This window comes from Trichocoleus sp. FACHB-591, assembly GCF_014695845.1.
In the GTDB taxonomy this organism is placed as follows: domain Bacteria; phylum Cyanobacteriota; class Cyanobacteriia; order FACHB-46; family FACHB-46; genus Trichocoleus.
This window is the reverse complement of record NZ_JACJPA010000110.1, coordinates 134,631-158,798: the sequence shown is the minus strand read 5'-3', so window position 1 is coordinate 158,798 and position 24,168 is coordinate 134,631. Positions and strand designations below refer to the sequence as shown.

20 protein-coding genes are annotated in these 24,168 nt (G+C 51.1%); 7 read left to right on the top strand and 13 right to left on the bottom strand.

The window, feature by feature from the left end; genetic code table 11:
* The first annotated feature begins 66 nt into the window (after nt 1–66).
* Nucleotides 67–1,308, top strand: a complete 1,242-nt coding sequence (locus H6F90_RS24115) for a transposase (protein WP_190554628.1) — start codon at nt 67–69, stop codon at nt 1,306–1,308.
* Between the two features lie 62 nt (nt 1,309–1,370).
* Here the strand turns inward: H6F90_RS24115 and H6F90_RS24110 are convergent, their stop codons facing one another.
* A complete protein-coding gene (locus H6F90_RS24110; RefSeq protein ID WP_190554627.1) occupies nt 1,371–1,832 on the bottom strand; it encodes an SRPBCC family protein in 462 nt (153 codons plus the stop codon).
* Nucleotides 1,833–2,337: 505 nt separating this feature from the next.
* Between H6F90_RS24110 and H6F90_RS24105 the strand changes: the two genes are divergently transcribed.
* The gene (locus H6F90_RS24105) at nt 2,338–4,128 is read left to right on the top strand and encodes a mechanosensitive ion channel (RefSeq protein WP_190554626.1); all 1,791 of its coding nucleotides are present in this window, start codon (nt 2,338–2,340) and stop codon (nt 4,126–4,128) included.
* 81 nt (nt 4,129–4,209) lie between these two features.
* Here the strand turns inward: H6F90_RS24105 and H6F90_RS24100 are convergent, their stop codons facing one another.
* Nucleotides 4,210–5,289, bottom strand: coding sequence for an ATP-dependent 6-phosphofructokinase (locus H6F90_RS24100; RefSeq protein ID WP_190554625.1), 1,080 nt, complete (start codon nt 5,287–5,289; stop codon nt 4,210–4,212).
* 108 nt (nt 5,290–5,397) lie between these two features.
* Complete coding sequence (locus H6F90_RS24095) at nt 5,398–5,544, bottom strand: hypothetical protein (RefSeq protein ID WP_190554624.1); 147 nt, start codon at nt 5,542–5,544, stop codon at nt 5,398–5,400.
* An 11-nt stretch (nt 5,545–5,555) separates the two neighbouring features.
* On the opposite strand from H6F90_RS24095, the gene era reads away from it, so the two are divergent.
* On the top strand, nt 5,556–6,491 hold the full coding sequence (era, locus tag H6F90_RS24090) for a GTPase Era (protein ID WP_190554623.1): 936 nt from the start codon (nt 5,556–5,558) through the stop codon (nt 6,489–6,491).
* Nucleotides 6,491–7,423: an ADP-ribosylglycohydrolase family protein gene (locus H6F90_RS24085; RefSeq protein WP_190554622.1), complete on the top strand. Its 933-nt coding sequence runs from the start codon at nt 6,491–6,493 to the stop codon at nt 7,421–7,423. Before era ends, H6F90_RS24085 begins: the two co-directional genes overlap by 1 nt.
* A 108-nt stretch (nt 7,424–7,531) precedes the next feature.
* Here the strand turns inward: H6F90_RS24085 and hisC are convergent, their stop codons facing one another.
* Both hisC and aroB read right to left on the bottom strand, forming a co-directional pair.
* Nucleotides 7,532–8,581: a histidinol-phosphate transaminase gene (hisC, locus tag H6F90_RS24080; protein WP_190554621.1), complete on the bottom strand. Its 1,050-nt coding sequence runs from the start codon at nt 8,579–8,581 to the stop codon at nt 7,532–7,534.
* 147 nt (nt 8,582–8,728) lie between these two features.
* Nucleotides 8,729–9,838 carry a 3-dehydroquinate synthase gene (gene aroB / locus H6F90_RS24075; RefSeq protein WP_190554620.1) on the bottom strand — a complete coding sequence of 370 codons (1,110 nt, stop codon included), beginning with the start codon at nt 9,836–9,838 and terminating at the stop codon, nt 8,729–8,731.
* 186 nt (nt 9,839–10,024) lie between these two features.
* Between aroB and H6F90_RS24070 the strand changes: the two genes are divergently transcribed.
* The gene (locus H6F90_RS24070; RefSeq protein WP_190433902.1) at nt 10,025–10,120 is read left to right on the top strand and encodes a cytochrome b6-f complex subunit PetL; all 96 of its coding nucleotides are present in this window, start codon (nt 10,025–10,027) and stop codon (nt 10,118–10,120) included.
* A gap of 199 nt (nt 10,121–10,319) precedes the next feature.
* Here the strand turns inward: H6F90_RS24070 and H6F90_RS24065 are convergent, their stop codons facing one another.
* From H6F90_RS24065 to hemE, 6 genes are all read right to left on the bottom strand, one after another.
* Entirely contained in the window at nt 10,320–11,159 is an 840-nt protein-coding gene (locus H6F90_RS24065) for a carbohydrate ABC transporter permease (protein WP_190554619.1), read from the bottom strand.
* A gap of 1 nt (nt 11,160) precedes the next feature.
* The gene (locus tag H6F90_RS24060) at nt 11,161–11,961 is read right to left on the bottom strand and encodes a class I SAM-dependent methyltransferase (RefSeq protein ID WP_190433906.1); all 801 of its coding nucleotides are present in this window, start codon (nt 11,959–11,961) and stop codon (nt 11,161–11,163) included.
* A 139-nt stretch (nt 11,962–12,100) separates the two neighbouring features.
* Entirely contained in the window at nt 12,101–13,690 is a 1,590-nt protein-coding gene (locus H6F90_RS24055; RefSeq protein WP_190554618.1) for a B12-binding domain-containing radical SAM protein, read from the bottom strand.
* Between the two features lie 129 nt (nt 13,691–13,819).
* A complete protein-coding gene (locus tag H6F90_RS24050) occupies nt 13,820–15,424 on the bottom strand; it encodes a B12-binding domain-containing radical SAM protein (protein WP_190554617.1) in 1,605 nt (534 codons plus the stop codon).
* Between the two features lie 446 nt (nt 15,425–15,870).
* Entirely contained in the window at nt 15,871–16,872 is a 1,002-nt protein-coding gene (locus H6F90_RS24045) for an NAD(P)-dependent oxidoreductase (protein ID WP_190554616.1), read from the bottom strand.
* A 126-nt stretch (nt 16,873–16,998) separates the two neighbouring features.
* Nucleotides 16,999–18,063: a uroporphyrinogen decarboxylase gene (gene hemE / locus H6F90_RS24040; protein WP_190554615.1), complete on the bottom strand. Its 1,065-nt coding sequence runs from the start codon at nt 18,061–18,063 to the stop codon at nt 16,999–17,001.
* Between the two features lie 168 nt (nt 18,064–18,231).
* On the opposite strand from hemE, the gene H6F90_RS24035 reads away from it, so the two are divergent.
* Nucleotides 18,232–19,260, top strand: a complete 1,029-nt coding sequence (locus H6F90_RS24035) for a hypothetical protein (RefSeq protein WP_190554614.1) — start codon at nt 18,232–18,234, stop codon at nt 19,258–19,260.
* Nucleotides 19,261–19,401: 141 nt separating this feature from the next.
* Nucleotides 19,402–19,962 carry a phycobiliprotein lyase gene (locus H6F90_RS24030; RefSeq protein ID WP_190433917.1) on the top strand — a complete coding sequence of 187 codons (561 nt, stop codon included), beginning with the start codon at nt 19,402–19,404 and terminating at the stop codon, nt 19,960–19,962.
* 75 nt (nt 19,963–20,037) lie between these two features.
* Here H6F90_RS24030 and H6F90_RS30230 read toward each other — a convergent pair whose 3' ends face one another.
* Nucleotides 20,038–21,048, bottom strand: a complete 1,011-nt coding sequence (locus H6F90_RS30230; RefSeq protein ID WP_199296130.1) for a hypothetical protein — start codon at nt 21,046–21,048, stop codon at nt 20,038–20,040.
* Between the two features lie 203 nt (nt 21,049–21,251).
* On the bottom strand, nt 21,252–24,143 hold the full coding sequence (locus H6F90_RS24020) for a DUF3769 domain-containing protein (protein WP_190554613.1): 2,892 nt from the start codon (nt 24,141–24,143) through the stop codon (nt 21,252–21,254).
* Between the last annotated feature and the right edge of the window lie 25 nt (nt 24,144–24,168).

Here is a 24,168-nt window from a genome sequence, read left to right as displayed (position 1 = left end):
TCCTTCCTCTTTTAATGTTGATGGCTAAACAATTTAGCCAGTGATTTTTCTTTCTGAAGCGGTGGCATGACTCCAAGAAAACTGTCTGAGTCGGATAAACAAAACATCTTGCATCTGTATCGGCATCCAGGAGAGACAACTTCGACCCTGGCAGAGCGCTATGGAGTCAGCAACACGACAATTAGCCGTGTTTTAAAGAGTCTGTTGCCTGAACATGAATATGAAGCACTCGTGCAACAAAAGCGAGCAGCTCGTCCTCAAGCAGGCTTTGCAGAATTTGCTGCGGAACTAGCCTTTGAGGAATTTGAAACAGCGCCTGTAGAAGAGCCTCTTCAGGAGCCTGTTCAAGAGCCTATAGAGGTGAGTGAAGCTGCAATCGCTCAACCAGACATCCCAGTAGAAGCCGTAGAAGTAACCACAGAAGTAGAAGTAGCTGTAGAAGAGTTTATAGAGGTGAGTGAAACCGCGATCGCTCAGCCTAAAATCTCGGTAGAAGCTGTAGAAGTAGCCGTAGAAGTAGCTCCAGAAGTAGCGCCTGTAAAAACGGTAGAAGCAGTTGCCACTTCAACGCCAAAGCCAGCGATCGCACCACCGATTACGCGACGACAGCGTAAGCGTTCTGGTGCTGTTGATGAAATATCAACAAACGAGTCTGAGCCTGCTTCTGAACCACCGGAAGTAGTAGAGGCGCAGCTACAGCTTTTAGAAGTTCCTTCGGTTGCGCCGGAAGTTGAGAAAAAACCAACGAAAGCGCCACCCATAAAAGTCGCGGTAGCGCCAGTGGAAGCTGAGCCGAGTCTAGGGTTTACAGAAGCAAGCTTGTCGGCGGATCTACAAGCGCAGGCTGCTGAGTTGGTTGACTTAGACGACGATGATCTTGATGACGACCTCGATGACGATGACCTCGATGATCTGGATGACGAGGATGACGACGATGACGATGACGATGATTTAGATGATGCTGATGCCTTCATGGGAGGTCAGCTTCAAACTCAAGCGTTTGTACGAGTTTTGCCGTTAGCGGATGCCTCGATTCCCAAAACTTTCTACTTAGTTGTAGATCGAATGGCGGAATTGATTACTCGACCCCTCCGGGAGTTTGGAGACTTAGGACAGATTCCTAGCGAAGATGTTCAAGCGAAAACCTTGCCCATCTTTGACAATCACCGAATTGCTCGTCGCTTCTCTAAGCGCAATCAGCGAGTTATCAAAGTTCCTGATGGCAGAGTGCTACCGAAAGTTAGCGTCTATTTGCAAGCGAAGGGCATTACTCGCCTGCTGATTGATGGCCAGGTGTACTCGCTTTAATAGATTACTGAGTTAATCGTTTAGTCAGGTACAGTCTAGCTCCATTGGATCTCGCCTAAGGCCTAAGTATGCAATTTTTGGTGCAGCTCTTCTGCGACCCGTTTTAGGCGTCGGAGTTGCGCCTGCATGTCTTCTTGAGTCCAAGTGGCGGCAAAGGTGCTGAAGCCAAATCGTATCAAGGCGTTAGGGATTTCGAACTCAAAACGATTGAGCAAGTAGGTACCCCGATCATTCGGATTACACTCCCAGCGATCGCGGCCATGAAAAAAACCGTCGAACTCCCAAACTACTAAACCAGGTTCGCGAGCAGCAACTACGCTACTCAAACTAGGCTGTAGGAAAGGAATCTGAATCACAAAACGGCTACGGCTACCAACGTCCGTACTCCACTCGCCTACGGGTTCGCAGCGCAGAGCAGGATTGAGCCAACGGTGCATCAAGCTGAGATCTGTAATGCATCGCTCTACAGCGGTGGCACTGGCGTTGATTTGAACAGACTGCTCGAAACTTTGCTGAAATGGCATTCGGCGCTGATTGGTCTTTTTCAGGGTGGGAATAGAACGCATCCTACCGCTATTACTAAACGACTTAAACATTCAGAAGAAGCAAGCCACCGATTGGCTCCAGCAACTGTTGACTCGTCTACTCTAGCGAGAACCCACCTGCTTCAGCACGCACAACCGTTTCATCGAACTAGTTCACTAAATTAGTTCACGGTTGGTTGTTGTCAGCGTAAAGATTGCCTATCAAACTCACCTTTGCCTAAGGTTTTTGGGTTAAGTCTTGAATAATCGTTAAAAATCAACGAATCCTAGCTTTTTACGTCTTAATTCTCCATATAGATAGATGAAAAAGCCAGAATTGGAGCTTACTTTATCAATGTTTAGTTCTACGTCGCTCAGCTTGTACTTTGCTAGCTGGATGACAGTAGAAACGTGGGGTGCTACGTAAGCTAATTCTCACAAATGAATCTATCGTGCAAAAGTCGTGTTCTTACTGGACTGAGGGGCTAAAGCTAGCTCAGGAATTATGATTAGAACTTGGCAAGAATTTACACAAATCGTCAACACATCTGTACCAATACCGCAACTTAACCTCCTATTGGCACAGGCTCCAGCGACTTCTCCCCCAGCGACAACTACAGCACCACAAGCGGACCCAGGGGTTTACCCCACGGGTGCAGACAGTTTCCTCCAGGGAATTGGCCTGAGTTTGGGCACTTCAATTCCAGCTTTAATCAAAGCCCTGCTGATTTTAGTGGTGGGGCTGCTCATTGCGGCGCTGGTCGCAGCAGTGGTTCGGGGCTTGTTGAACCGCACCGACATAGACAATAAACTAGCCGCGCGTGTCATCCGCCACCAACCAGGAGCGCGACCACCCAACGTAGAAAAATGGGTAGGAGACGCTGTTTTTTGGCTAATCGTCGTGTTTACGGTTGTGGCCTTTTTACAGGCGCTCAACCTAACCGCTGTTTCTCAACCTTTAAACACCTTCCTCGACCAAATTTTGCGCTTCCTGCCTAAGCTGGCAGGGGCTGGGATTTTGCTGGCGATCGCTTGGGCGCTGGCAACGGTGGTCAAGCTGATTGTGACGCAGGGACTCCATGCATTTGGCTTAGATCAACGGTTGGGTGAACAGATCAATGAACCACCCGCTAGCTCGGATGCCCCGGATGCACCTGGTGCCACTCGACCGATTGCACCGCCGCCGTCTGATCCGCCATTTTCGTTGAGCGAAACGATTGGCAATGCGTTGTACTGGTTTATCTTTCTGCTGTTTCTCCCAGCGATCTTAAACACGCTGGAGTTGCAGGGGACGTTGCAACCTGTACAACAACTGTTGAATGAGATTTTGGCGATCCTGCCCAATATCTTGGCCGCAGTTTTGATTGGAGCAGCGGGTTGGCTGATTGCTCAGGTGGTTCGCCGGATCGTGACGAATCTGCTGGCAGCGGCAGGAACCGATCGCATTGGGACGCGGTTTGGGTTGAGAGGCACGACTGGGACTGGTGGCCAATCGCTGTCTTGGATTATTGGCACGATTGTCTATGTTTTAATCTTGATCCCAACGGCGATCGCGGCTCTGAATGCGCTGCGGATTGATGCGATTTCTCAGCCAGCCATTTCGATGCTGACTCAGATCCTCAATGCTATCCCCCAGATCTTCACGGCAGCCTTGATTCTGGCGATCGCTTATGTGATTGGGAAGTTTGTAGCTGATCTGGTCACTAATATTCTGACCAGCCTGGGTTTCAACAACATCTTCTACTGGCTAGGGCTACAACCAACTCCCTACTCAGCACCTCCAGTTCGTCCGACAGATGAATCCCCTGTGATTCAAGAGTTGGGTCAAGTTAGCCCCACTACTCCTAGAACTCGCACTCCTTCGGAAGTGATTGGGATTGTGACGTTGGTTGGCATATTGTTGTTTGCCACGGTGGCAGCGACAAATGTCCTCAACTTTGCAGGTCTCACCCTGATTGTGACTGGGTTGCTAGTGGTCTTTGGCCGCATCTTGTCTGGTTTGGTGGTGTTCGCCATTGGTCTTTACTTGGCGAACTTGGCCTTCAACTTGATCGCAAGCTCTGGCAACGCTCAAGCAAGAGTTTTGGCGCAAACCGCTCGGATTGCCATTATTGCTTTTATTTCCGCCATGGCCCTGCAACAAATGGGTATTGCGCCGAATATTGTCAACTTGGCGTTTGGTCTGTTGCTAGGAGCCGTTGCCGTGGCGATCGCACTGGCCTTTGGTCTGGGTGGTCGAGACATTGCAGCTCAACAAACCAGAGAGTGGTTAGATTCGTTCAAGGCGAAACGCTAACGATTACCTAACCTCCAACCCCTTCCCTATAGAGAAGGGGAGAGATTAAAGCCCTTCTCCACCTTGGAAAAAGGGCTTTTTTTAATCGCCTAAGTAAATACCTAAGCCACGAGCGGTTTTGACTAAGGTGCCACTAGGATCAACGGCTTGGTATTGGGCGATCGCCTCAGGAATGGGGACACTGACGACCTGACGATTTTGCCAAGTGACCATGTGGTCATATTTCTCCTCAGCAATTAGATCGACCGCAGCCACGCCAAAGGCCGACGCGACCAGGCGATCGAGCGGCGAAGGCGTTCCGCCCCGTTGCACATGACCCAGCACTGTCACGCGAGTTTCAGCGCCACTACAGGCACAAATGCGATCGGCTAAGTAGTCGCCGATTCCTCCATAGCGACATTGACCCAAGCGATTGGTGATCACCACTGGGTCTCCTGCCTCCGTCCGCACCGCTTCCGACACGATCACCAGCAAATAGTTTTTCCCTTGTTCTTGGCGTTCTTTGATTTTGTGGCAGATATTAGCGATGGTGTAGGAAATTTCGGGGATTAGGATCACATCAGCACCCCCAGCAATCCCGGCGGTAATGGCGATATGGCCTGCATCTCGCCCCATCACTTCCAGAATCATGACGCGGCTATGACTAGCGGCGGTAAAGTGCAGGCGATCGAGGGCTTCGGTTGCGGTATTGACGGCGGTGTCAAAACCAATCGAGTGCTCCGTCACCCCGACATCGTTGTCAATCGTTTTGGGGATCGCCACTAAATTCAGTTTGCCTTGTTCGGCAATGCGCCGCAGAATTGCCATGCTGCCATCACCTCCGATGCCGATGATCGCATCCAGACCCAATTGATGGTAGCCAGCAATAATGTCTTCTGAGCGATCGCAACGGGTGCCGTCGGACATAGGAAAAGCAAAGGGATCACCTTGGTTAGTCGTGCCGAGCATGGTGCCACCCGCAACCCGCAGAGAGTCAACATTTTCCAGTTCTAAGCGAATTGCCTGGGGTGGGCTGTGCATGAGTCCTTGGGTCGCTTGCCGAATCCCTAGTACTTCCCAGTCGTAGGTACCCACCGCTCGACACACCACCGCTCGGATGGCAGCGTTGAGTCCAGCACAATCGCCTCCACTGGTCAGAATCCCAATCCGCTTTTGTCCCATATCGCCCGCCGTCGCCTCAACGACAAATAAGGTCAGGCTGTACAGTACTGCTAAGCGGTGGCGTTTCTAAAGAATTCCAGGTTGGCTTTAGGTTTGCTTACATCTACTTCACCCACTGATGTACAAGCTGCATGGTTGCTTGGGATATAGCGATCGCTCGGTCGCATTCAGGCGAATAGGACTAGCGCTGGCAACGTTACTATGACAATATTGCGCTTCTTGGCAAATCAGCAAACGGTGAACAGGCGCAGGCAAAAATCATACCTATGTCAGACCTATCGGATCAGTGGAGCATTCCAGTTGCACCAGAAGGCTTTAAATCAGGCTTTGTGGGCATCATTGGCCGTCCCAATGTCGGCAAATCAACCTTAATGAATTATTTGGTGGGGCAAAAGATTGCCATTACGTCGCCTGTGGCTCAAACCACGCGCAATCGGCTCTTGGGCATTCTGACCACACCAGATACACAGTTTATTTTTGTGGATACTCCTGGCATTCACAAACCCCACCATCAACTCGGCGAAGTGTTGGTCAAAAATGCTCAAATTGCCATTCACTCAGTCGATGTAGTGCTGTTTGTGGTCGATAGTTCAGTCGATGCGGGCGGAGGCGATCGCTACATTGCCGAGCTAATGAGCAAAACCGAAACTCCAGTGATTTTGGGCCTGAACAAAAGTGATCAACAACCCGCCGCGACAGAAGCACTAGACGCTAGCTATCGGGCCTTAGCAGAACCTTACGGTTGGCCGATCGCGAAATTTTCAGCCCTGACCGGGGAAGGGTTAGAACCGCTGCAAACTTTGTTGGGCGATCGCTTGGAACCTGGCCCTTACTACTACCCGCCAGATCTGGTCACCGATCAGCCAGAGCGATTCATTATGGGCGAGCTGATCCGCGAGCAAATTTTGCTCCTCACTCGTGAAGAAGTGCCGCACTCAGTGGCGATCTCCATTGATCGAGTTGAAGAAGAACCAACGATCACCCGCTTGCTGGCAACCATCCATGTCGAACGCCAATCACAAAAAGGCATCATTATCGGTAAAGGCGGCAGTATGCTGAAGGCGATCGGCAGTGCCGCCCGTGAGCAAATGCAGAAGTTGATCGCCGGCAAAGTGTACCTAGAGTTGTTTGTGAAAGTCCAACCGAAGTGGCGGCAATCACGCACTCGCCTCGCAGAATTGGGTTATCGAGTGGAGGAATAGTGAAACTCATTGAGCGCTATCGAGGAGCCTTGTTAGGACTAGCCACAGGGGATGCAGTTGGCACCACACTAGAATTTGAATCGCCAGGTTCATTTACTCCTATCACTGATCTGGTCGGCGGTGGTCCTTTCAACCTCCAGCCCGGACAATGGACTGATGACACCTCAATGGCGCTTTGCTTAGCTGAAAGCCTGATCGAGTGCCAAGGCTTTGATCCCAAACATCAACTAGAAAAATATAACCGTTGGTATCGCGAAGGCTATCTCAGCAGCACCGGACGCTGTTTCGACATTGGCAACGCCACTCGCGCCGCCCTAGAAGAATTTGTCGCCACAGGAAATTCATACTGCGGTTCCACCAATCCCCGATCTGCGGGCAATGGCTCAATTATGCGGTTAGCTCCGGTGCCATTGTTTTATGCCGCGCAGCCAGAGGAGGCGATCGCCAAATCCGCTGAAAGTTCTCGCACCACTCACGCCGCCCCCACGACGATTGATGCCTGCCGTTATTTAGGCGCACTGATCGTAGGTGCGGTTCAAGGAGCCAGCAAAGAAGAATTGCTTGCAGACCACTACAGCCCGATTTCAGGTTCCTGGGAGGCTAATTCGCTCGTTCCTGAAATCGCTGAGATTGCCAGAGGTTCCTTCAAGCAGCGACACCCACCCGAAATTCAAGGCTCTGGCTATGTGGTGAAATCTCTAGAAGCGGCGTTGTGGGCATTCCACAATAGCAACTCATTCCGGGAAGGTTGTTTGCTGGCAGTGAATTTAGGTGACGATGCCGATACTACTGGAGCTGTTTATGGCCAGCTTGCAGGTGCATTCTATGGTGACTCAGGAATTCCGACGGAGTGGCGATCGCGCTTGGCATACCGAGAATTGATTGAATCTTTGGCCGAGCAATTGTTGACTCTCTCGCGAGCATTTTTGTGAGTATCGCCGAATAAAAGCAGACCTCTCCCCAAACCCCTCTCCTAAGAGGCGAGGGACTTTGAATTTGGCTCCTCTTCCCTGGTAGGGAAGGGGCAGGGGGTTAGGTTCCTAAGCCAATAACTCTGTCAATGCAGAAATGAGGGCTTGGTTTTGTTCTTCGGTGCCGACGGTAATTCGCAGTTTGTCGTCGAGGCGGGGTTGCTTAAAGTAGCGCACCAAAATGCCCCGTTCCTTCAGGGCTTGATAGAGAGAGCCAGCCTTGTTATTGGGAGCCTGAGCCAAAACAAAATTGGCTTGTGAAGGACCAACGTTAAAGCCTAGCTGGGTGAGGTCAGCGGTTAACTTGGCACGAGAAGCTTTCACCCGCTCGGCACTGGCGTTTTTGTGCGCTTGGTCCGCGATCGCTGCTGCTCCCACTGCACAAGCCACCGCATCCACGTTGTAACTATCTTTGACTTTAATTAGCCCCGACAATAATTCTGGATTGGCGACTCCAAAGCCGAGGCGCAAGCCTGCCAAAGAATAGCCCTTAGAGAAGGTGCGGAGGACAATCACGTTGTTGTGCTCTTTCACCAGTTCCAAAGCGCTGTAATCGGCAAAATCGACGTAAGCTTCATCGATCGCCAGCACTCCAGACAAATGGCTGGCTAACTTACTGAGCACATCTAAAGGAACTAGCGTTCCAGAAGGACTGTTGGGAGAAGCAATGAAGGTAATCGCTCCATTCGCGGCAATCAGTTGCTCGACGGGGAGGTTGTAGTCCTCATCGTAGGGAACCTCAACTACTTTCGTGTCTTGGATTTCCGCTAACGTTTCATAGAGGACATAGGTGGGGGTAGGGTAGACGATTTTGCGATCGCCTTCTGTACAAGCCCGCACCAGCAAATTTAGAATGTCGTCGCTGCCATTACCCACCAAAATCCAATCGTGGGGGACGCCTAACACTTGGCTCGCAGCGTGACGGAACGAATCGGCCATCGGATGAGGGTAACGCCGCAACAGTTCGCCATCGAAGCCACGCAGGACTTGCAGGGCCGCCTCCGAGGGAGGGTAGGGGTTTTCGTTGGTGTTGAGCTTAATGACTTTGACGCCTGGGGCTGGCTGTTCACCGGGTTGGTAGCCAGTCATCGCATCAACGCTAGGACGGAAGTAACTCATCGTTCTGCTTCAAGAATGAAATGTTGAGATTAGTGCGTGGTCAATATTCTTGCTGACCCCTCCCCAACGCGGAGAGGGGCTTTCAATCCTCTAAATTCATCTTCCCTCGAAGGGAAAGGGGTTAGGAGGTTAGGTCTCAGGTTAGCCCTACTGCATAGCGTGAAGCACTTGCCGAATTGTATCCGCTGGAACTTCATCGGTGATGGTGACGGTGCCGATTTGGGTGGGTAGAATGAATCGCACCCGACCGTCTTTGACTTTTTTATCGGTTAGCAAGCTAGCCGCGATCGCCTCAATATCCAATCCTCCCGGCAGTTTGGTGGGGAGGCCAGTTTTCTCAAGCAGGGCAAGTTGGCGATCGCTGGAATCTTGCTCCCACATGCCTAAAGCTACCGCGATTTGCCCCGCTGCTACCATACCGATCGCCACTGCTTCGCCATGATTAACTACTTTGTATTCGGTCTCACTCTCGACAGCATGACCAATCGTGTGCCCGTAGTTGAGGATGGCTCTTAGCCCTGATTCTTTTTCATCTTTGCTGACGACGTGAGCCTTCGCTTGGCAGGAACGGGTTAGGATTTCTTGAAGCAGGTCGTCGCTAACATAGCGCAGTTGGTCGAGCCGCTGGCTTTGCTCTAGTTTCTCAAACAGTTCCGCATCCCAAATGATGCCGTATTTGATCACCTCGGCCATGCCTGCCCGAAATTCTCTGGCTGGCAAGGTTTTTAGAGTTTGAGGATCGATCAAGACTAGCTTGGGTTGATGAAATGCCCCGATCAAGTTTTTGCCTTGAGGATGGTTAACCCCTGTTTTGCCACCAATGGAGGCATCGACCATTGCGAGCAGGGTCGTGGGGACTTGCACAAAGTTGATGCCCCGCAGCCATGTGGCAGCGGCAAAGCCTGCCATATCGCCAATGACGCCACCGCCTAATGCCAGAATCGTGGAGGAGCGTTCTAGACGGTTTTCTAGAGCTACATCGTAGATTTTTTGTAGGGAGGCAGGAGTTTTGTAGCGTTCTCCGGCGGGCAGAATGCACTGAGCGACGGTAAAGCCTGCTTGCTCTAGAGAGGCGATCGCTTGAGTTCCGTAATGCTTAAAAATCGGGGGACTGGAAACAAGGAGAATTTTTTTGCCGAGTTTGAGTGGCTGTGAGCCATGTCCGATGAGCCAGTTTCCTAGCTGCTCCAAACCACCGGATGCGATCGCAATATCATAAGACTGTTGTGGTAATTCGACAGGAATTACAGACTTCATTGGTTTCGTGCTGCCGCGATTAACAAATGCCCGTGGGCTGTATTCTACTACTTCACCACATCGGATGGTGGGGCTGGCGCAGCCTGCCTAGCCCGTAAAACCAATGTGGTGGAATACTACTCCACTAAATGATTCAATAGTTTTAAATGATTCAATAGTTTTGTTGGGCTTTGTGGAGAATTGTCAATGTCTGGTGTAATTACTTACGTGTTAGTGCTCGGTTCGTTCTATGCTGCGGCTCTTGGTTTGTTTTTTGGCCTGCGGGCTGCCAAGTTGATCTAGAACTGAGCCTTTGGGAGTCAGGTGTCCTCACCCATTTAGGTTTCAACCAAGCACGTCTTTACTAAGGTTCCAGCTTCTAAGCCCCAAGAAGGTGAGAGGCTAGAACATTGAGAATCCTATTCATTGAGTACAGACTTCACTTAGAAACCTACATGGGTGCGGGGCAGGTACTCGGCAGGTACCCTTAAGGGGTTTGATTCTACCCCTTCATCCCACTCCCCGCCTCAGTCGGCACAATATAGTGCTGCATCACCAAAAAGAAGAATAAAATCGGCGCGATCGAAATGACAGAACCCGCCGCAATCAAGCGCCAATCCAGGGAAAACGTTCCTGCTAGCGTTGCAACTCCTAGCGGCAACGTATAGTATTCCGGGCGATCGAGCACGATTAAAGGCCAGAGGAAATCGCTCCAGGAACCGATAAATACAAAAATTGCTAGCGTCACCAGCGCCGGGCGAATTGAGGGTAGCATCACATGCCACCACAACCCCAGCTCTGAGCAGCCATCCATGCGGGCGGCTTCTTCCAGCTCTTTAGGCACACTCTGAAACGCTTGCCGTAACAAGAAGATGCCAAAGGCCGAGGCGATCGCGGGAAAAATTAGTCCTAGATAGGTGTTTCGTAGCCCCAACTGTACGGTCAAGATGTACAGCGGAATCATCACGATTTGAAAAGGAATCATGATTGTTGAGACAACGAGGGTGAAAATCGCATCTCGGCCCCGAAAATTTAGCCGCGCCAATGGATAAGCTGCCAACGAACAAAACAGCAAATTCAGCGTAACTGTCAGTATGGCCACCAGGGTGCTGTTGAATAGGTAGCGACCAAATGGATTAGTTTGCCACACTCGAACAAAGTTTTGCCAAGTGGGTTGGCTCGGCCATAGTTGCGGTGGAAACTGAAAAATGTTCTCGGTTGGAGACTTGAGCGAGGTACTGACCAGCCACATCAAGGGCAACAGCATTATCAGCGCGATCGCTCCTAGCAAGCTGTACATGCCAGCTCGTTGCCATAAAGCCCGTCGCTTAGAACTATTCATGTTATTTAGTCGCTACTACTGCAATATTCCAAGCAAATCGCTTCATTAGGGGCAATTTTTTCAAGCTTTGATCTGCTTTTTCCAACTTCAAATAAGTTGGTCTCAAGCGTTCATGCTCCAAAATAATTTTTTTCCAATATCGCTCTTTGTTCGGATCAACTTTTTCTACTAAATAAAAGCGTAGAAAAATCCAAAGAGTAGCTAACCAAAAGGTGTCATATTCAGTTTTTGTAAATACAGATTGAACAAAGTTGGCAATATTAATATCAAGGGGAGTTTCGTCCTCAGTCCGCACCTTAGTCGCAATACGACGGTACACATTAATCACTGGATTGTGTTTCAGAGGGTCCCAAAAACAAGCTTTACCGCCTGGTTTCAGGACTCGATACATCTCCCGGATAACTGTTTTTGGTTGGGGAATATGGTGCAATAAATTAGAGGCGTAGATAATGTCAAAAGTGTTGTCAGGAAACTCAATTTCCATCGCATTAATGGTGCGACCCTCCACTGCCACATGGTTGCTGGCTGCTAGCTTGAGCGCGACATCTACCATACCTGGCGAGTAATCGGCGGCAACACAACGTGCCCCTTTGGTCGCAAAATAAACGCTGTTTTCCCCAGCCCCACAACCCAGGTCGAGTAGATATTTCCCTTTGACATCTCCTAAGTGCTTGAGGATAAAGCGATTCTCTGGAGCAGTGCAGGCTTCAAAATAATCTCGAACTTGAATTCCTTCGATGTCAATGGCCGCAGCCCACAGGTCGTGAAATTCACGTTCGCGCTTGAGGAGGTCGTCTTGCATGACAGTTGTACTGACTGGAATTCCAGCATTATGCCAACTGGGAGATTGTTGGGCAATCCTATCGCGCTATAGAAACTATTCGCTCTTCGCTTCTGGCTTCTGCTTCCCCTCTTTCATTCTGAGCCTGCATCCTGCTTTTTTAGCTAGCGATCGCTTCAACATTCGCTGTACTAGCAGCCTGCACAGTTTTTTGCGCCTCTGCTTCGGCGGTTAGGTATTCGGTGAGTTGCGCTTCGATTTCGTCACAGACGATTTGGCGATATTCGCTAAAGTGCTCGTTGTGAGCACAGACGGTCAGGTAGCGATCCCAGACTTTGGGGTTGTGTTTGAAGATGTTCCAAAGGTTGCGCCAGAACTGGAAGCGGGTACTGCGAACTACGCCTTGCCGCCAGCAGACGGTGAGTAGGGCGCGAACATCAACCCAGGCTGGCATTTTACCGGGGGCTTTGAATTTGGGCGATCCCATGATCAGGTGGTGGCGGTACACGCGATCGAGAAATTTCTCAGGGTCGTAAAGCTCGGAAAAGGCGCGCATGTATTCGCGGGCGATTTCTTCTAAGGGGCGGGTGGGGACAAAGTTCATCAAGGTGGTTTGGTTGATGTTGCCTGCTTCGCCGCGTAAGCGTCCTTCTTTTTTCAGGCGGTGCCAAAGGCCAGTGTCGGGAAGAACTTGCAACATGCTGAAGAGGGCGGTGGGGATCGCGGTTTTTTCGACGAATTGGACGATGCGATCGCCTGCACCCGGTTTTTCGTTGTCAAAGCCAATGATGAAGCCTGCCATGACGCGCAAACCCACTTTGGTGATGGATTCCACGGCCTCGCTGAGAGAGTCGCGGGTGTTTTGAAACTTTTGGGTGAGGGCTAGGCTGTCTTCGTCTGGGGTTTCAATGCCTAAGAAGACGGCGGTGAAGTTGCACTCCACCATCAACTCCATCATTTCTGGGTCTTGGGCCAAGTCTACCGAAGCTTCGGTGAAGAAGGAGAAGGGATAGCGGTGGTCTTCCATCCAGGTTTTCAATTCCTTGAGGAACAACTTCACGTTGCGTTTGTTGCCGATGAAGTTGTCGTCCACCATGAAGATGCTACGATCCCACCCGAGTTCGTAGAGGTAGTTCAGCTCGGCTAAGAGTTGTTGCGGAGCCTTAGTGCGGGGTTTGCGTCCGTACAGAACGATAATGTCGCAGAATTCGCACTGGAACGGGCAACCGCGTGAGAACTGCACCGCCATGCTGTCATAAGCGCTAAAGTCGAGCAGTTCGAAGCGGGGGATGGGTGTGGTGGTAACGTCTGGCTTCACCCCATTGGAACGAAAGACTCCCTGGGTTTCGCCACGCGCGATCGCTTCAATAAAGAGCGGCAAAGTGATCTCGCCCTCATCCAAAATCATGTAGTCAGCCGCTTGAGCTTCTTCTGGTAATGCGGTGGGGTAAGGGCCACCCACTGCTACGGGTTTACCTCGGCGCTTGGCTTCCTGAATTTGGGCCAAGAAATCCTCTTTCTGCACAATCATGGCGGAGAGAATCACCAAGTCAGCCCAAGCCCACTCGTCTTCTGTGACAGCGCGGACATTGCGATCGACCAGTTTGAACTCCCACTCCTGAGGTAGAAGGGCCGCAACGGTGACTAAGCCCAGAGGTGGTAGTAAAACTTTGCGCTCGACCAGTTCTAGAGTTTTTTCAAATGACCAAAAGCTTTTAGGAAACAGGGGGTAGAGGAGTAAAACTCGCATTTAAATTTAGCCTCACAGGTTAAGAGCCCGGTCAAAAAAGCTTGGGCGAACTGCTGGATGGTTATTCACTTTTCCCGGAGAAGCTTCCACAAACCGGGCGAAAGTGGAGAATTCAGTTTAGCTCGCGATTTAGCTGGCGATCGCATTGATATTAGCGGTGACGGCTGACTTTGCAGTTTGAGCCTGCGATTTCGCTTTAGTGGCTAAGTACTCTGCTAGTTGAGCTTCAATTTCGTCGCGAACGGTTTGGCGATACTCCAGGAAGTGCTCACTCAAAGCACAATTGCTCATATAAGGCACAAAGACGCTGGGGTTATGGCGCAGAATCGCAAAGAGCTGCCGCCAAAACTGCCAACGGGTACTTCGCTTAATGCCCTGCCGCCAGAAAATGGTGAAAACAGCCCGGAGTTCCACCAGTTCCAACATCCGAAATGGCACCTTGTGCGGCGATGGCTTTTGCTGAATGAAATTGCGATAAACCCGTGATAGGTAACGGCTGGGTTCGTATAGCTCCCAAAAACAACTCAGGTACTCACGCGCCAATTCTTCTACGGGACGGGTGGGAATAAAGTTGGTCAGCGCCATCTGGTGGCCCTGCGTTTCTTTGTTTGCCTCTAACATCCGACCTTCTTTTTCTAGTCGGTTCCAGAGCGCCGTGTTGGGCAGTGCCTGGAGTAAACCAAACATCGCCTTGGGAATCGAGGTAGCTTCGACAAAATCGATGATGCGTTGACCCGCTCCTGGTTTCTCGCCATCGAAGCCCAGGATAAAGCCAGCCATCACATTCAGGCCCGCTCGATTAATCGTTTGCACCGACTCCACTAACGAGGTACGGGTGTTTTGAAATTTGTGAGTCAGCGCCAAACTATCGGTATCAGGAGTTTCAATACCAATAAACACAGAACCAAAGTTGGCAGCAATCATCAAGTCCAGCAGTTCTTGATCTTGGGCCAGATCAATCGAGGCTTCGGTAGCGAGGCGGAAGGGATAGTTATGAGCTGCCATCCAGGGGCCAAGTTCACGCAGCAACAGCTTGACATTACGCTTGTTGCCAATAAAGTTGTCATCGACCATAAAGATCGATCGCCGCCAGCCTAAGTCATAAAGGGTTTGCACTTCAGCAATGAGCTGAGCTGGAGTTTTGGTGCGAGGCTTCCGCCCATAAAGCACAATAATGTCGCAAAACTCGCACTGGAATGGACATCCGCGCGAGAATTGCACCGACATCTCGTTATAAGCCTTGAAATCTAGCAAGTCGTAGCGCGGAATTGGAGAAGTAGTGACATCTGGCTTTACCTCCCCAGCCCGGAGGACGCCCGAAGTTTTGCCTTCAGCGATCGCCTCAACCAGCATGGGAAGAGTAATTTCACCCTCATCCAATACCAGGAAATCAGCTCCAGCTTCCTGAGCTGCATCTGGGACAGAGGTGACATAAGGGCCACCCACTGCAACTAACTTGCCACGTTGCTTAGCCTGCTGGATCAAATTCAACATATCTGGCTTTTGGACAATCATGCCAGAGATAATCACCAACTCTGCCCAATCCCAGTCAGCTTCCGTCTCCAGCCGCACATTACGGTCCACCAGGCGAAACTCCCACTCTTGAGGCAGGATCGCAGCAACCGTAATCATTCCCAGCGGAGGCAGCGAAACCTTGCGCCCAATCAGTTCTAGAGCCTTATCAAAAGACCAAAACGACCGAGGAAAAAGGGGGTAGAGAAGTAAAACTCGCATTAATTGTTAGCCTCTTATCTAAATGACGGCCTGTTCCCAGATATATTGATATGTCTATCTATCCTGAAAACTCTCACGATAAAAGCTTTCAGTCAATGAACAACGATTGACTGAATCAACTCGACGCGAAACAAGCCAATCCTCGCGATAAAAAGTGTATTCCTTCGACCAAAGATCAAGGAACTTCCTATATCACTTGTACTGGAGTTTAACAGACGCAACTCAAAAACGTATGTCTTGAGTGATTCTAGGAGCGACAGGTAGCCCTAAAGGACAAGAAATTAGCTGTAGCAAGAGAAAAGCCAAAGTATCGAAACGCCTACCCTCAGATTCTTCTGGAGGGAGTCTGAGGGACGCAGCCGTCCCTTAGCGGGGGTTTGGGGGCGAGTGCCCCCAAGGGTTCGGATTTCCCAAAGATGTTGATTCAGCGAAGTTTGAAAGAATAGCTACTCAGCGATCGCCCGTTCTTTAGCTTCAGCAGCCCTCACCCCACCCTGGCCAGGCACCCCACTAACCTTCAACACATCTCGAAATGTGGCGCAATAAGTCGGCAAATTGAACGTCACCGGATTCACCACATTCTCGTAGGTGAAATGCCGATACTTCAAACAGAAACGGTCCCAAGCTGCCATCTGAATCCGAAATACTGCAATCAGCACATCAGCCAGCACAGGTGACAGCGGAATCTGGAACTGAATTTTCTTTCCTAGATAATCACAAACTGTATCTATCGCTTCGTTCACCGTCACCCGCGCATTTCCCAGCACCAACTGCCGTGGTTGGCCTAGTTCTGGCGGATGCTCTACTAGATGCTGCACCACTTGGGCAATATCACGCCCGTGAACGAAGTGGAAACTACCATCAGCTTTGAGGAAGCGAATTAAATCAATCCACTTGACAACCTCTGGAATCCCAGATGTTACGGCTGAGTAAGGCTTATGCTCATCCCCACCAAACACCAAGGTAGGGAACAAAGTAGTAACTTTAGGAGCGATCGCCAGCTTTGATATCTGCTGAAAACAAGAGTACTTCGAGCTAATGTAGTCGGTTCCCAGTTGCCCTGCTTCTTTGAGCAAGTGGTTTTTGCGATCGAGAATACTGGCAGTTGAGAAGTAAATTACTTGTTCGCAGCGCTCTGGATCGAGCAAGCTCATCAACCGCAACGTCTTTAAAACGTTTACATCATAGGTTTCTTGAGCATTCCCCCAAGCAGTAGCCACCAAAATCGCTACATCCATTGATGCCAATAAGTCTTCCATGCGGTCAACATCCCGCATATTAGCCTTAATGATGTGAATCCCAGGACGAGCTTGGTAGTCAAACTTCAGCTTTGCAGGGTCTCTAACCAGCAGATGTAATTCATGCTCAGTGGACTGAATCAAAGCTTCCGCGATGTAGTGACCAATGCAGCCACTGGCACCCGTCATGAAAATTCGCTTGGGGAGCATGGAGGTATGAATGAATAGAGAGTTAAGGAGTGGAGCCGAGACCCCAGCTCCCATTACGCATGGGTAGTTCTAGACAGGTAATAATTTTGAGTAGTACACCACTCAAAATTATTACCTGTCTACCACCTACGCATGAACTGCCAAGAGTTTGTCAACTTGCTTTGCAGTTTCAAAGAAGTGAGCCACATTTTCTTCAGGAGTGCCTTGCAGCACCCCATGACCAAGGTTGAGAATGTGGCGACGATTGCCCGCTTTGCGCACTGTATCTAGAATGCGATCGCGGATGAAGTCTTTAGAACCAAACAGCACACAGGGGTCAATATTCCCTTGCACACCAATGTTAGCGCCGAGACGCTGACGAGCTTCGGCTAGATCGACTGTCCAGTCCACACTGACGAAATCAGCGCCAGTTTGTGCCATCCGCTCCAGCACTCCAGCACTGCCATTGATGTAGAGAATCAGAGGCACATCAGGATGCACTGCCTTGATCTTGGCAAACACCTGCTTTTGGTAAGGGACGGCAAAGGCATCAAAGTCTTGGGGGCTAAGCTGACCTGCCCAAGAATCAAACATTTGGATTACCTGCGCCCCACATTCAATTTGGTAGCACGCATAGGTAGCGATCGCATCTGCAATCTTAGCCAGGAATTTATGCAGCATTTCTGGCTCGCTGAACGCCATACCCTTGATGATGGTGTAATCTTTAGAGCTTTTCCCTTCGATCGAGTAAGCGGCTAAGGTCCAAGGTGCGCCGACAAAGCCGAGTACCGCTGCTTCATTGCCAACTTCTTGGCGCAGGGTTTGCAGAATCGTGCGAATAAAGGGCATCGACGCTTCTGGGTCGATCTCATGCAGATTGTTGATCTGCTCTAGGCTACGAATTGGCGGATCGATAATTGGTCCCCGGCTCTCCACGATGTCGAACGGAATGCCAATACCGGGTAGCGGCGTCAAAATATCAGAAAACAGAATCACGCCATCGGGCCGAAATGCCCGGAAAGGTTGTAAGGAGATTTCAATTGCCAGATCAGGATTCTCGGAGCGCTCCCGGAAAGAGGGATATTTGTCGCGCAAGTCTCGATACACCTTCATGTAGCGACCCGCTTGTCGCATCATCCACACGGGTGGCCGATCTAGAACTTCTCCACGAGCAGCCCGCAACAGATAAGGAATTTGGGTCGATCCGGCCATTGAAGATTCACCATTCATTTCTTAAATGCATTTGTTAGCTTATCATTCCCCGATCCCCCTTTCTCGCTGTGAGTTTGAGAAAGCGACGGGAATTAACCAGGCAATGGTGACAAGATCGGGCAGGATGGTGTCAATGCTTGTTTTGCTTGGCTTACCGTTACAAAACTTATGCAATTTGACCCTAGCTCATCAGTCCCTCCAGCACTAGCCCCGCCCGCGCCGCAGCCTTTTCTGATTCCACCTGCTAAGCGACTGAGTTTTATCTGCGGGTTGACGCTAGCAACTGTCCTGGTTGGTTTGGTAGAGCTGGCTTTTAAGCGTGGCGTTGCGGGGGCGATCGCGGTAGACACACTCAGCGATTTTGCTGCCGCAATTTGGCGGTATACAGATTGGGCCATATCCAGCTTTGTCTTGGGGCTGGCTCAGTGGGTGATTTTACGTCAATATGGACTGACTCATCTCTGGATCGTAGCGACGGGCATGGGTGGACTCATCGCCCAAGCGGTCGGATTCGGGTGGCAAGCTAAGCTAGGGCTTGTCCTGAGCCGCCTAGCCTATGTTTGGTTGGGGTTAGCGCAAGGCTTTGTCTTACGACGTGATGCCAGGTCTGCTTGGCTTTGGCTATTCGTTCCTCCGGTTACGTTTGTGCTCTCTAGCTTGCTGTTTTTGGTCATGCTAGGGCAGACCCCGACAGGAATTGCAGTAGGATTGCCAGGACCGCCCTACGTGGCACTAATTCCAGCCTTAACTCTTCAAGGATTGCTGCCCGCGATCGCACTCTGTAGCCTCCGGCAAAAAGGTAGTTCTGCCCGTCGTCAGTCTAGTGATGCTGAGTTCCAGGCCACAGCAGAAGTTACCGATTTAGCCCTGTTGCGATCGCTGGCTCAACAGCTACAAGCCCAGTTGCATCAAACGACTATTGCTGAGATGGCTGGAGATCAAGATCTGATTTACCTCGTAGATGTGACGGCAGAAGGCGCGATCGCGATGTATCAGCCTGTAAACCAAGCAGCATTTGACTACGCAGAGCAAACCCCACTCCCAGCTTTAGCTGAGATAGAGCCAGCAGGTCAGGCAGGTCAGGCAAATCAAGAAAAATATGGGTCTGAGGTAGCCACCTTAGCGCGGTTTCAAGTAATTTTTCAGGCCACGGGTGACATCACGATTCGGTCCTCAAATGGGGAACCGTTGAGCTAAGCGGGGTCTCGTGGCAACAGTGGTAGGCACACCAACAGCACTACAGCAATCAAGTGGTGGTTGATAAAATTTCTTCGTTTTGCACCTTAAACTTAGTAAAGATGACGATTAGAAATTGTGGGCAATAGGATCGTTTAATTCATGAATATTGTGGAGTTTTTCCAGCAGAGTGCTGGCAAGTGGTTTTCCCAGCGCACCAGTCACCACTTGGCTTTTAAGCAATCAGAAAGTGGCAAATCAGATATTGTGATTGAGATGTTGCCCAGCGATAACCCCGAAGTGGTAAAGCTGTGCGAACAATATGAAATTGATCCCACGCTGGCTCTCTGTGGTGCTCGCGTCACCTGGAACGGCACGATGGAATGGGACGAAGAAAAACACACTGGCTCCACAGTGTTGGTTCCAATCGCTGATCCAGAAAACCCCAAGGAAGGCAAGTTGTTGCGCGAAATGGGCTATGCCGAAAAGGCTCCTGTCGCAGGTCGTTACAAAATGGGCGACGACGAAGCCCTAACGCTGATTACCGAGTATGAATCTATGTACTCTGAAGAGCGCCTGTGGTTCGCCAGTCCCAACTTACGCTTGCGTAACAGCATCCTAAAGCGCTTTGGTGGTTTCAGCATGGCCACTTTCTGCTCAGAAATTCGCATGGGTGGCACGCAACCTCAGGCCGAAGCTGCCAGCTCTACCACTAATACTTAATGGGTTAAGGGCGATCGCGGGTTAATTAGTAAATGCCCTCATCTAGGCATGATGTAGGGCAAGCTCAAACATTTTTCAGACCCGCTGACTCTTGGTTTCGCTAGGACTTAAGGGTTCGGATAGAACGAGGGAGTTTTCTTGGGGTTGGGCCACGGCCTTGAGCTTGCTATAGAACTCAGAGGATTCCGGAGGCGGTACAAACTGGTGAATCGGTTCGGGCTTTGCTTGGCCTGCTTGAGTCATCTCTGAACCAGAAGCTTCGCTGCCTGTGATTGACAAGTCAGAGAGTAGGCGATCGGCTTCTTCTAGAACAGATTCTAGGGCTCCATCCGAAGCCATGTCTGACTCAACTGCCATTTCAGCCAGGCTGGAGCTGGAAGTTAGGGGTAATGTCGGGTTAGATAGAGCGTTGGATTCTGCAACAACTTCAGATTCATCGATGCTCGGCTCTAGCGCCATTGATATCGGCTCTGCGGCCACAGCATCCATTGGGGCATAGCTTGAGTTGGAAGCTGACGCAGCCACGGTTGGTTCGGAAGCGTTTTCTAACCTAGTAGCCCCAACCTGGTCTGGTTGCTCCTCCCCAGCGACAGACGCAAGGTTTAGTCCTTCATTTTGGAGCGGTGGCGAGGAGATTGCGATGGAGGGCAACTCGGTCGCCGCTACCTTAACCGGAGCCGTAGATAGGTTGTCAGTCTGGGTGACCGCTGCGGGCAGCAAGTAGCGCCAGTGAGACTGGGGCGGAAACCTGGGGGGTGGCAAAGCCACAATTTCCCTTGCAGTAGCAGGTTTGGGCACTAGCACCTGCGGGAATTTACTGCAAACAATGCGTTCAAATTCATGGTTGAAATGATAAAGCGGTTGCCCTCGACGTAGCCACAACGCCAAGATTTGCTCAACCGAAATCCCCTTGTAACGCCCTTGATACAAGGCTTCAATGACGGCTGAGCGTATCCAAAGCGGTTGATAGATACCTGTCCAAGCAGCCACTAATTCATCAGCAGTGTAGCCATTGAGGTCAAAGCTGTAGTGAATCAGCAGAGCCGCTGCATTTGCGCTCACAGAGTCTTTTACTGATTCTGTCATCTCAATTGTTTACTGCATCCCCCTTTCAAATTAGCTTAGGCAAACTGCGATCGCTTTTCGCAGGAGGGTGGGACCTAGGTCTAAGCTGATTGACAACGGATCTTCGGCCCCAACGCAGTCTACAAAAGTTAGCAGACTGGAGTAGCGACGGATTTTGCCATTAAACCGCAAATCGCCCTTAGATTCAAATGACTTAAGGAGGATTAGTCGTTGGTGGGCCGCACCACACCCCCCTCTACGGGGCGGATACCAGTGCCCGCAAAGGGTTCTGTTCCGCCGCTCCAGTTGAAGTCACTGATGCGTAAGCCAATGGAACCAATCGATAAAACTGGGTTGTAGCGTGCCGTCACTCCATAGGTGCGGCGGCTGTATTCTAAGATGTAATCCGTACTAATTTCATTGCCTGTATCCACATTGATTGCGGTTTGAAATCCGAGGCGGAATGGGCCGTAAATCTGCTGCAAAATCCCAGCGGAGACGACTTTATCATCCACGACTCGATCGAATAAGAAGGGAGATTGACCGCCAATCGCACTTTGCGAGTAGCTGAGATTGAAACCTGTGTAGTCAAAGAAGCGCCGAGAAAAATGACCTACCTGTCCTTGCAACCCAATGGTGCCAGTTAGAGTCGTTTGGCTGTCGCCACTGGTATAGCCGTTGGCAACCCCTCTGACTCCAGTAAATAGTTGCAAATAAGGCACTACCGGAGCGGGAGTATATCGTAGACCTTCGGTAGCAGTGGGCGGTAAAGCTTTGCCTTGCCAAAGGGAGAATCCTTTATTCAGAGCAGCGCTGGCCTCAAAACGTCCCAAGCTCAACCGATTGTTACTGCGATTGGCATCAAGTAAATCCAGGCGATCGCTGTCAGCCGTGACAAATTGGGCTCCCGCTTGGTAGCTCAGGCTGATTCCGGTATTTCCTAAAGGCACCACCGGAGAAATCAAGAAGGCACCCAAGCTACTCTGCACATCCTGATAACCCAAAGAGCCATTGAAGAGGCGATCGCGGTAGCTATAGTCAAGCGCTAAGGTGTGGTTGCCTGCGACTTGGAGTTGACGCAAACGCACATTAGCTCGTGCTTCTTCATCAAAATCGCTGGGATCTAAGCTGTTCAGTGTTACGGAGCTGGTCAGCGTGGTGCGAGGGCTGAGATTAGCCGTCAACTTGGTTTTTAAGCCATAGACAGAAGGATCAAAGATAGCCCCATTACTATCTGTCAGGGCTTTTTGAATAAAGAACTGAGGCGTGACGCTAAAGCGAATCTTCTCGCTGGAAATCGGCTCAAACGTACTTTGGACAAACAAGCCACCTCGATCTTCCTCGTCGTAGCCAAACTGTAGTAGAGCAGGATCGCGTTCCCGGCGATCGAGTATCACCCGCGATCGCAGCAGCGGTAGAGAGAAGCGTTGGTCAAACACTAGCCGAGGCCGTTTGGCTCTCACTTCATCCCGGAGTGGAGAAAGGTTAGTCAGTGTCGCCTCATCCGCGCGTAACTCCAATTCGGGGGGCGAGAACGGGTCATTGGTAATTCGGACATTCTGGGCTTGCCAACCTCTCGGGTTGAAGGCGATTTGCCCCGCCTCAAACCGCAGCCGCCGCACGGAGCCTCCCTGAACCGCAGTGGGTGCATCTTGACCCACACCTGTTCCTACATTGATTCCCCCAGGGCTAAAAACATTTTGAGTCGGCTGAGCTGCGGTAACGCGATCGCTCAACGGGCGGTCATAGGTGACGCCAGCACTCACATCCGTTGGTAATGTGGGGGCAAAATCGGTGCTTGCCGACGGCAAGAAAATCTCACCCCTCGCCCCTGCGATCGTGCCTGTGTTTTGCACAAAGTTGTACTCAAAGCGATCGCCGCGTAGAACTTGTTCGCCACGAGTGAGCGCTACGTCACCTTCAGCGACTGCCAGACGATTCGGAATATTGACTTGGAGGCGCTCGGTATCGAGGACGGCTCCTCGAAATCGCATCAAAACGTTACCTTCAGCCGTAAACACCCGCCGCTGTTCGTCATATTCCTGGCGATCGGCACTGAGTTCGATCACGCCACTGGTGGCAGGGTCAGCGCTAGGCTGCGTACCAGGGCTGGGAGGCGTGACCACAGGTACCGATTGGGGTGGCACGGCTGGCGGTGTGGATTCTGGTATGACTAATGTCGGCGTATCCGATGTCGGCGTATTCGATGGAGAAACAGTAGGCTGAGGGCGAGCAGGCGGAGTGGCTGGGGTGCTTGGAGCAGTCGCAGGAGTAACCTCAGGAGCCGTTTCTAGAGCTGGCTGAGGAGTAGGTCGCTCTCTGACAGGTTGAACGGGGGGCTGCTCAGCGGGGGTGACTGGAGGAGGTGTTGGTTTTGCCGGACTCAAGGAGGGCAGCTTGGGGGCAGAACTCGGCTTGCTATTGCTCGCAGGAGGCGTAGCCACAATCGACCAACCGGATGGCGCAGGCGGAACGGTCGCCACGGTAGAGGGTGCTGAGCTAGACACTGGAGCCTTAAGCGGGCGAGTGGGTGCGATCGCCGCAGAGCCCGACCTAGCGGTAGAACGGGGACTAGATGAAGCCGTGAGGCTAGGAATGAAGGTTGCGATCGCCGTAGGTTGCTTAGCTGCAACGCTGTTAGTGTAGCGAGGCGGCAGCGCAGGAGCTGTAGCGTTGATGTGAACGTCAGAGTGGCGATGGTTAGCAGATTGGACAGGTTCAGCGAATGAATTGGTCTCTGAAGCTGCAACCGAGGTATCTCCAATCTCAACAACTTGAGGCGAGCCTAAGGCCGCAGCCGACTCAGCATGACTTTCCGCAGCAGGCGGGAGAGCTTGAGGAGCTGCTATCTCAGGTTCGGCTGCTAATACCGCAGGCAAAGCAAGCTCATCGGAAGGCTCATCAGCGGCAGAATTTTCAGGAGCAAAAGTTTCTGGTGGGGTAGGGGCGCTTAAGGTCCCTACCACGACAGACTGAGCAGCTTCAGAAACGTTTTCTGATGCATGGAATGCAGGCTCAAGTACCGTCGCTGCAACCGTCACTGAGGATTTGTGTTCCTCAGGCGGCAAGGAATTGATAATAGCGGGCGGCTCAGGGGGTAGGACCGGGTAGGGCATACTTTAGCAGAATGATTCCGACAAG

Excerpts from the sequence above, each read along its gene's own strand:
- H6F90_RS24115 (WP_190554628.1), top strand. The coding sequence starts at position 67 with ATGACTCCAAGAAAACTGTCTGAGTCGGATAAACAAAACATCTTGCAT.
- H6F90_RS24110 (WP_190554627.1), bottom strand. The coding sequence starts at position 1,832 with ATGCCATTTCAGCAAAGTTTCGAGCAGTCTGTTCAAATCAACGCCAGT.
- H6F90_RS24105 (WP_190554626.1), top strand. The coding sequence starts at position 2,338 with ATGATTAGAACTTGGCAAGAATTTACACAAATCGTCAACACATCTGTA.
- H6F90_RS24100 (WP_190554625.1), bottom strand. The coding sequence starts at position 5,289 with ATGGGACAAAAGCGGATTGGGATTCTGACCAGTGGAGGCGATTGTGCT.
- era (WP_190554623.1), top strand. The coding sequence starts at position 5,556 with ATGTCAGACCTATCGGATCAGTGGAGCATTCCAGTTGCACCAGAAGGC.
- hisC (WP_190554621.1), bottom strand. The coding sequence starts at position 8,581 with ATGAGTTACTTCCGTCCTAGCGTTGATGCGATGACTGGCTACCAACCC.
- aroB (WP_190554620.1), bottom strand. The coding sequence starts at position 9,838 with ATGAAGTCTGTAATTCCTGTCGAATTACCACAACAGTCTTATGATATT.
- H6F90_RS24070 (WP_190433902.1), top strand. The coding sequence starts at position 10,025 with ATGTCTGGTGTAATTACTTACGTGTTAGTGCTCGGTTCGTTCTATGCT.
- H6F90_RS24065 (WP_190554619.1), bottom strand. The coding sequence starts at position 11,159 with ATGAATAGTTCTAAGCGACGGGCTTTATGGCAACGAGCTGGCATGTAC.
- H6F90_RS24060 (WP_190433906.1), bottom strand. The coding sequence starts at position 11,961 with ATGCAAGACGACCTCCTCAAGCGCGAACGTGAATTTCACGACCTGTGG.
- H6F90_RS24055 (WP_190554618.1), bottom strand. The coding sequence starts at position 13,690 with ATGCGAGTTTTACTCCTCTACCCCCTGTTTCCTAAAAGCTTTTGGTCA.
- H6F90_RS24050 (WP_190554617.1), bottom strand. The coding sequence starts at position 15,424 with ATGCGAGTTTTACTTCTCTACCCCCTTTTTCCTCGGTCGTTTTGGTCT.
- H6F90_RS24045 (WP_190554616.1), bottom strand. The coding sequence starts at position 16,872 with ATGCTCCCCAAGCGAATTTTCATGACGGGTGCCAGTGGCTGCATTGGT.
- hemE (WP_190554615.1), bottom strand. The coding sequence starts at position 18,063 with ATGGCCGGATCGACCCAAATTCCTTATCTGTTGCGGGCTGCTCGTGGA.
- H6F90_RS24035 (WP_190554614.1), top strand. The coding sequence starts at position 18,232 with ATGCAATTTGACCCTAGCTCATCAGTCCCTCCAGCACTAGCCCCGCCC.
- H6F90_RS24030 (WP_190433917.1), top strand. The coding sequence starts at position 19,402 with ATGAATATTGTGGAGTTTTTCCAGCAGAGTGCTGGCAAGTGGTTTTCC.
- H6F90_RS30230 (WP_199296130.1), bottom strand. The coding sequence starts at position 21,048 with ATGACAGAATCAGTAAAAGACTCTGTGAGCGCAAATGCAGCGGCTCTG.
- H6F90_RS24020 (WP_190554613.1), bottom strand. The coding sequence starts at position 24,143 with ATGCCCTACCCGGTCCTACCCCCTGAGCCGCCCGCTATTATCAATTCC.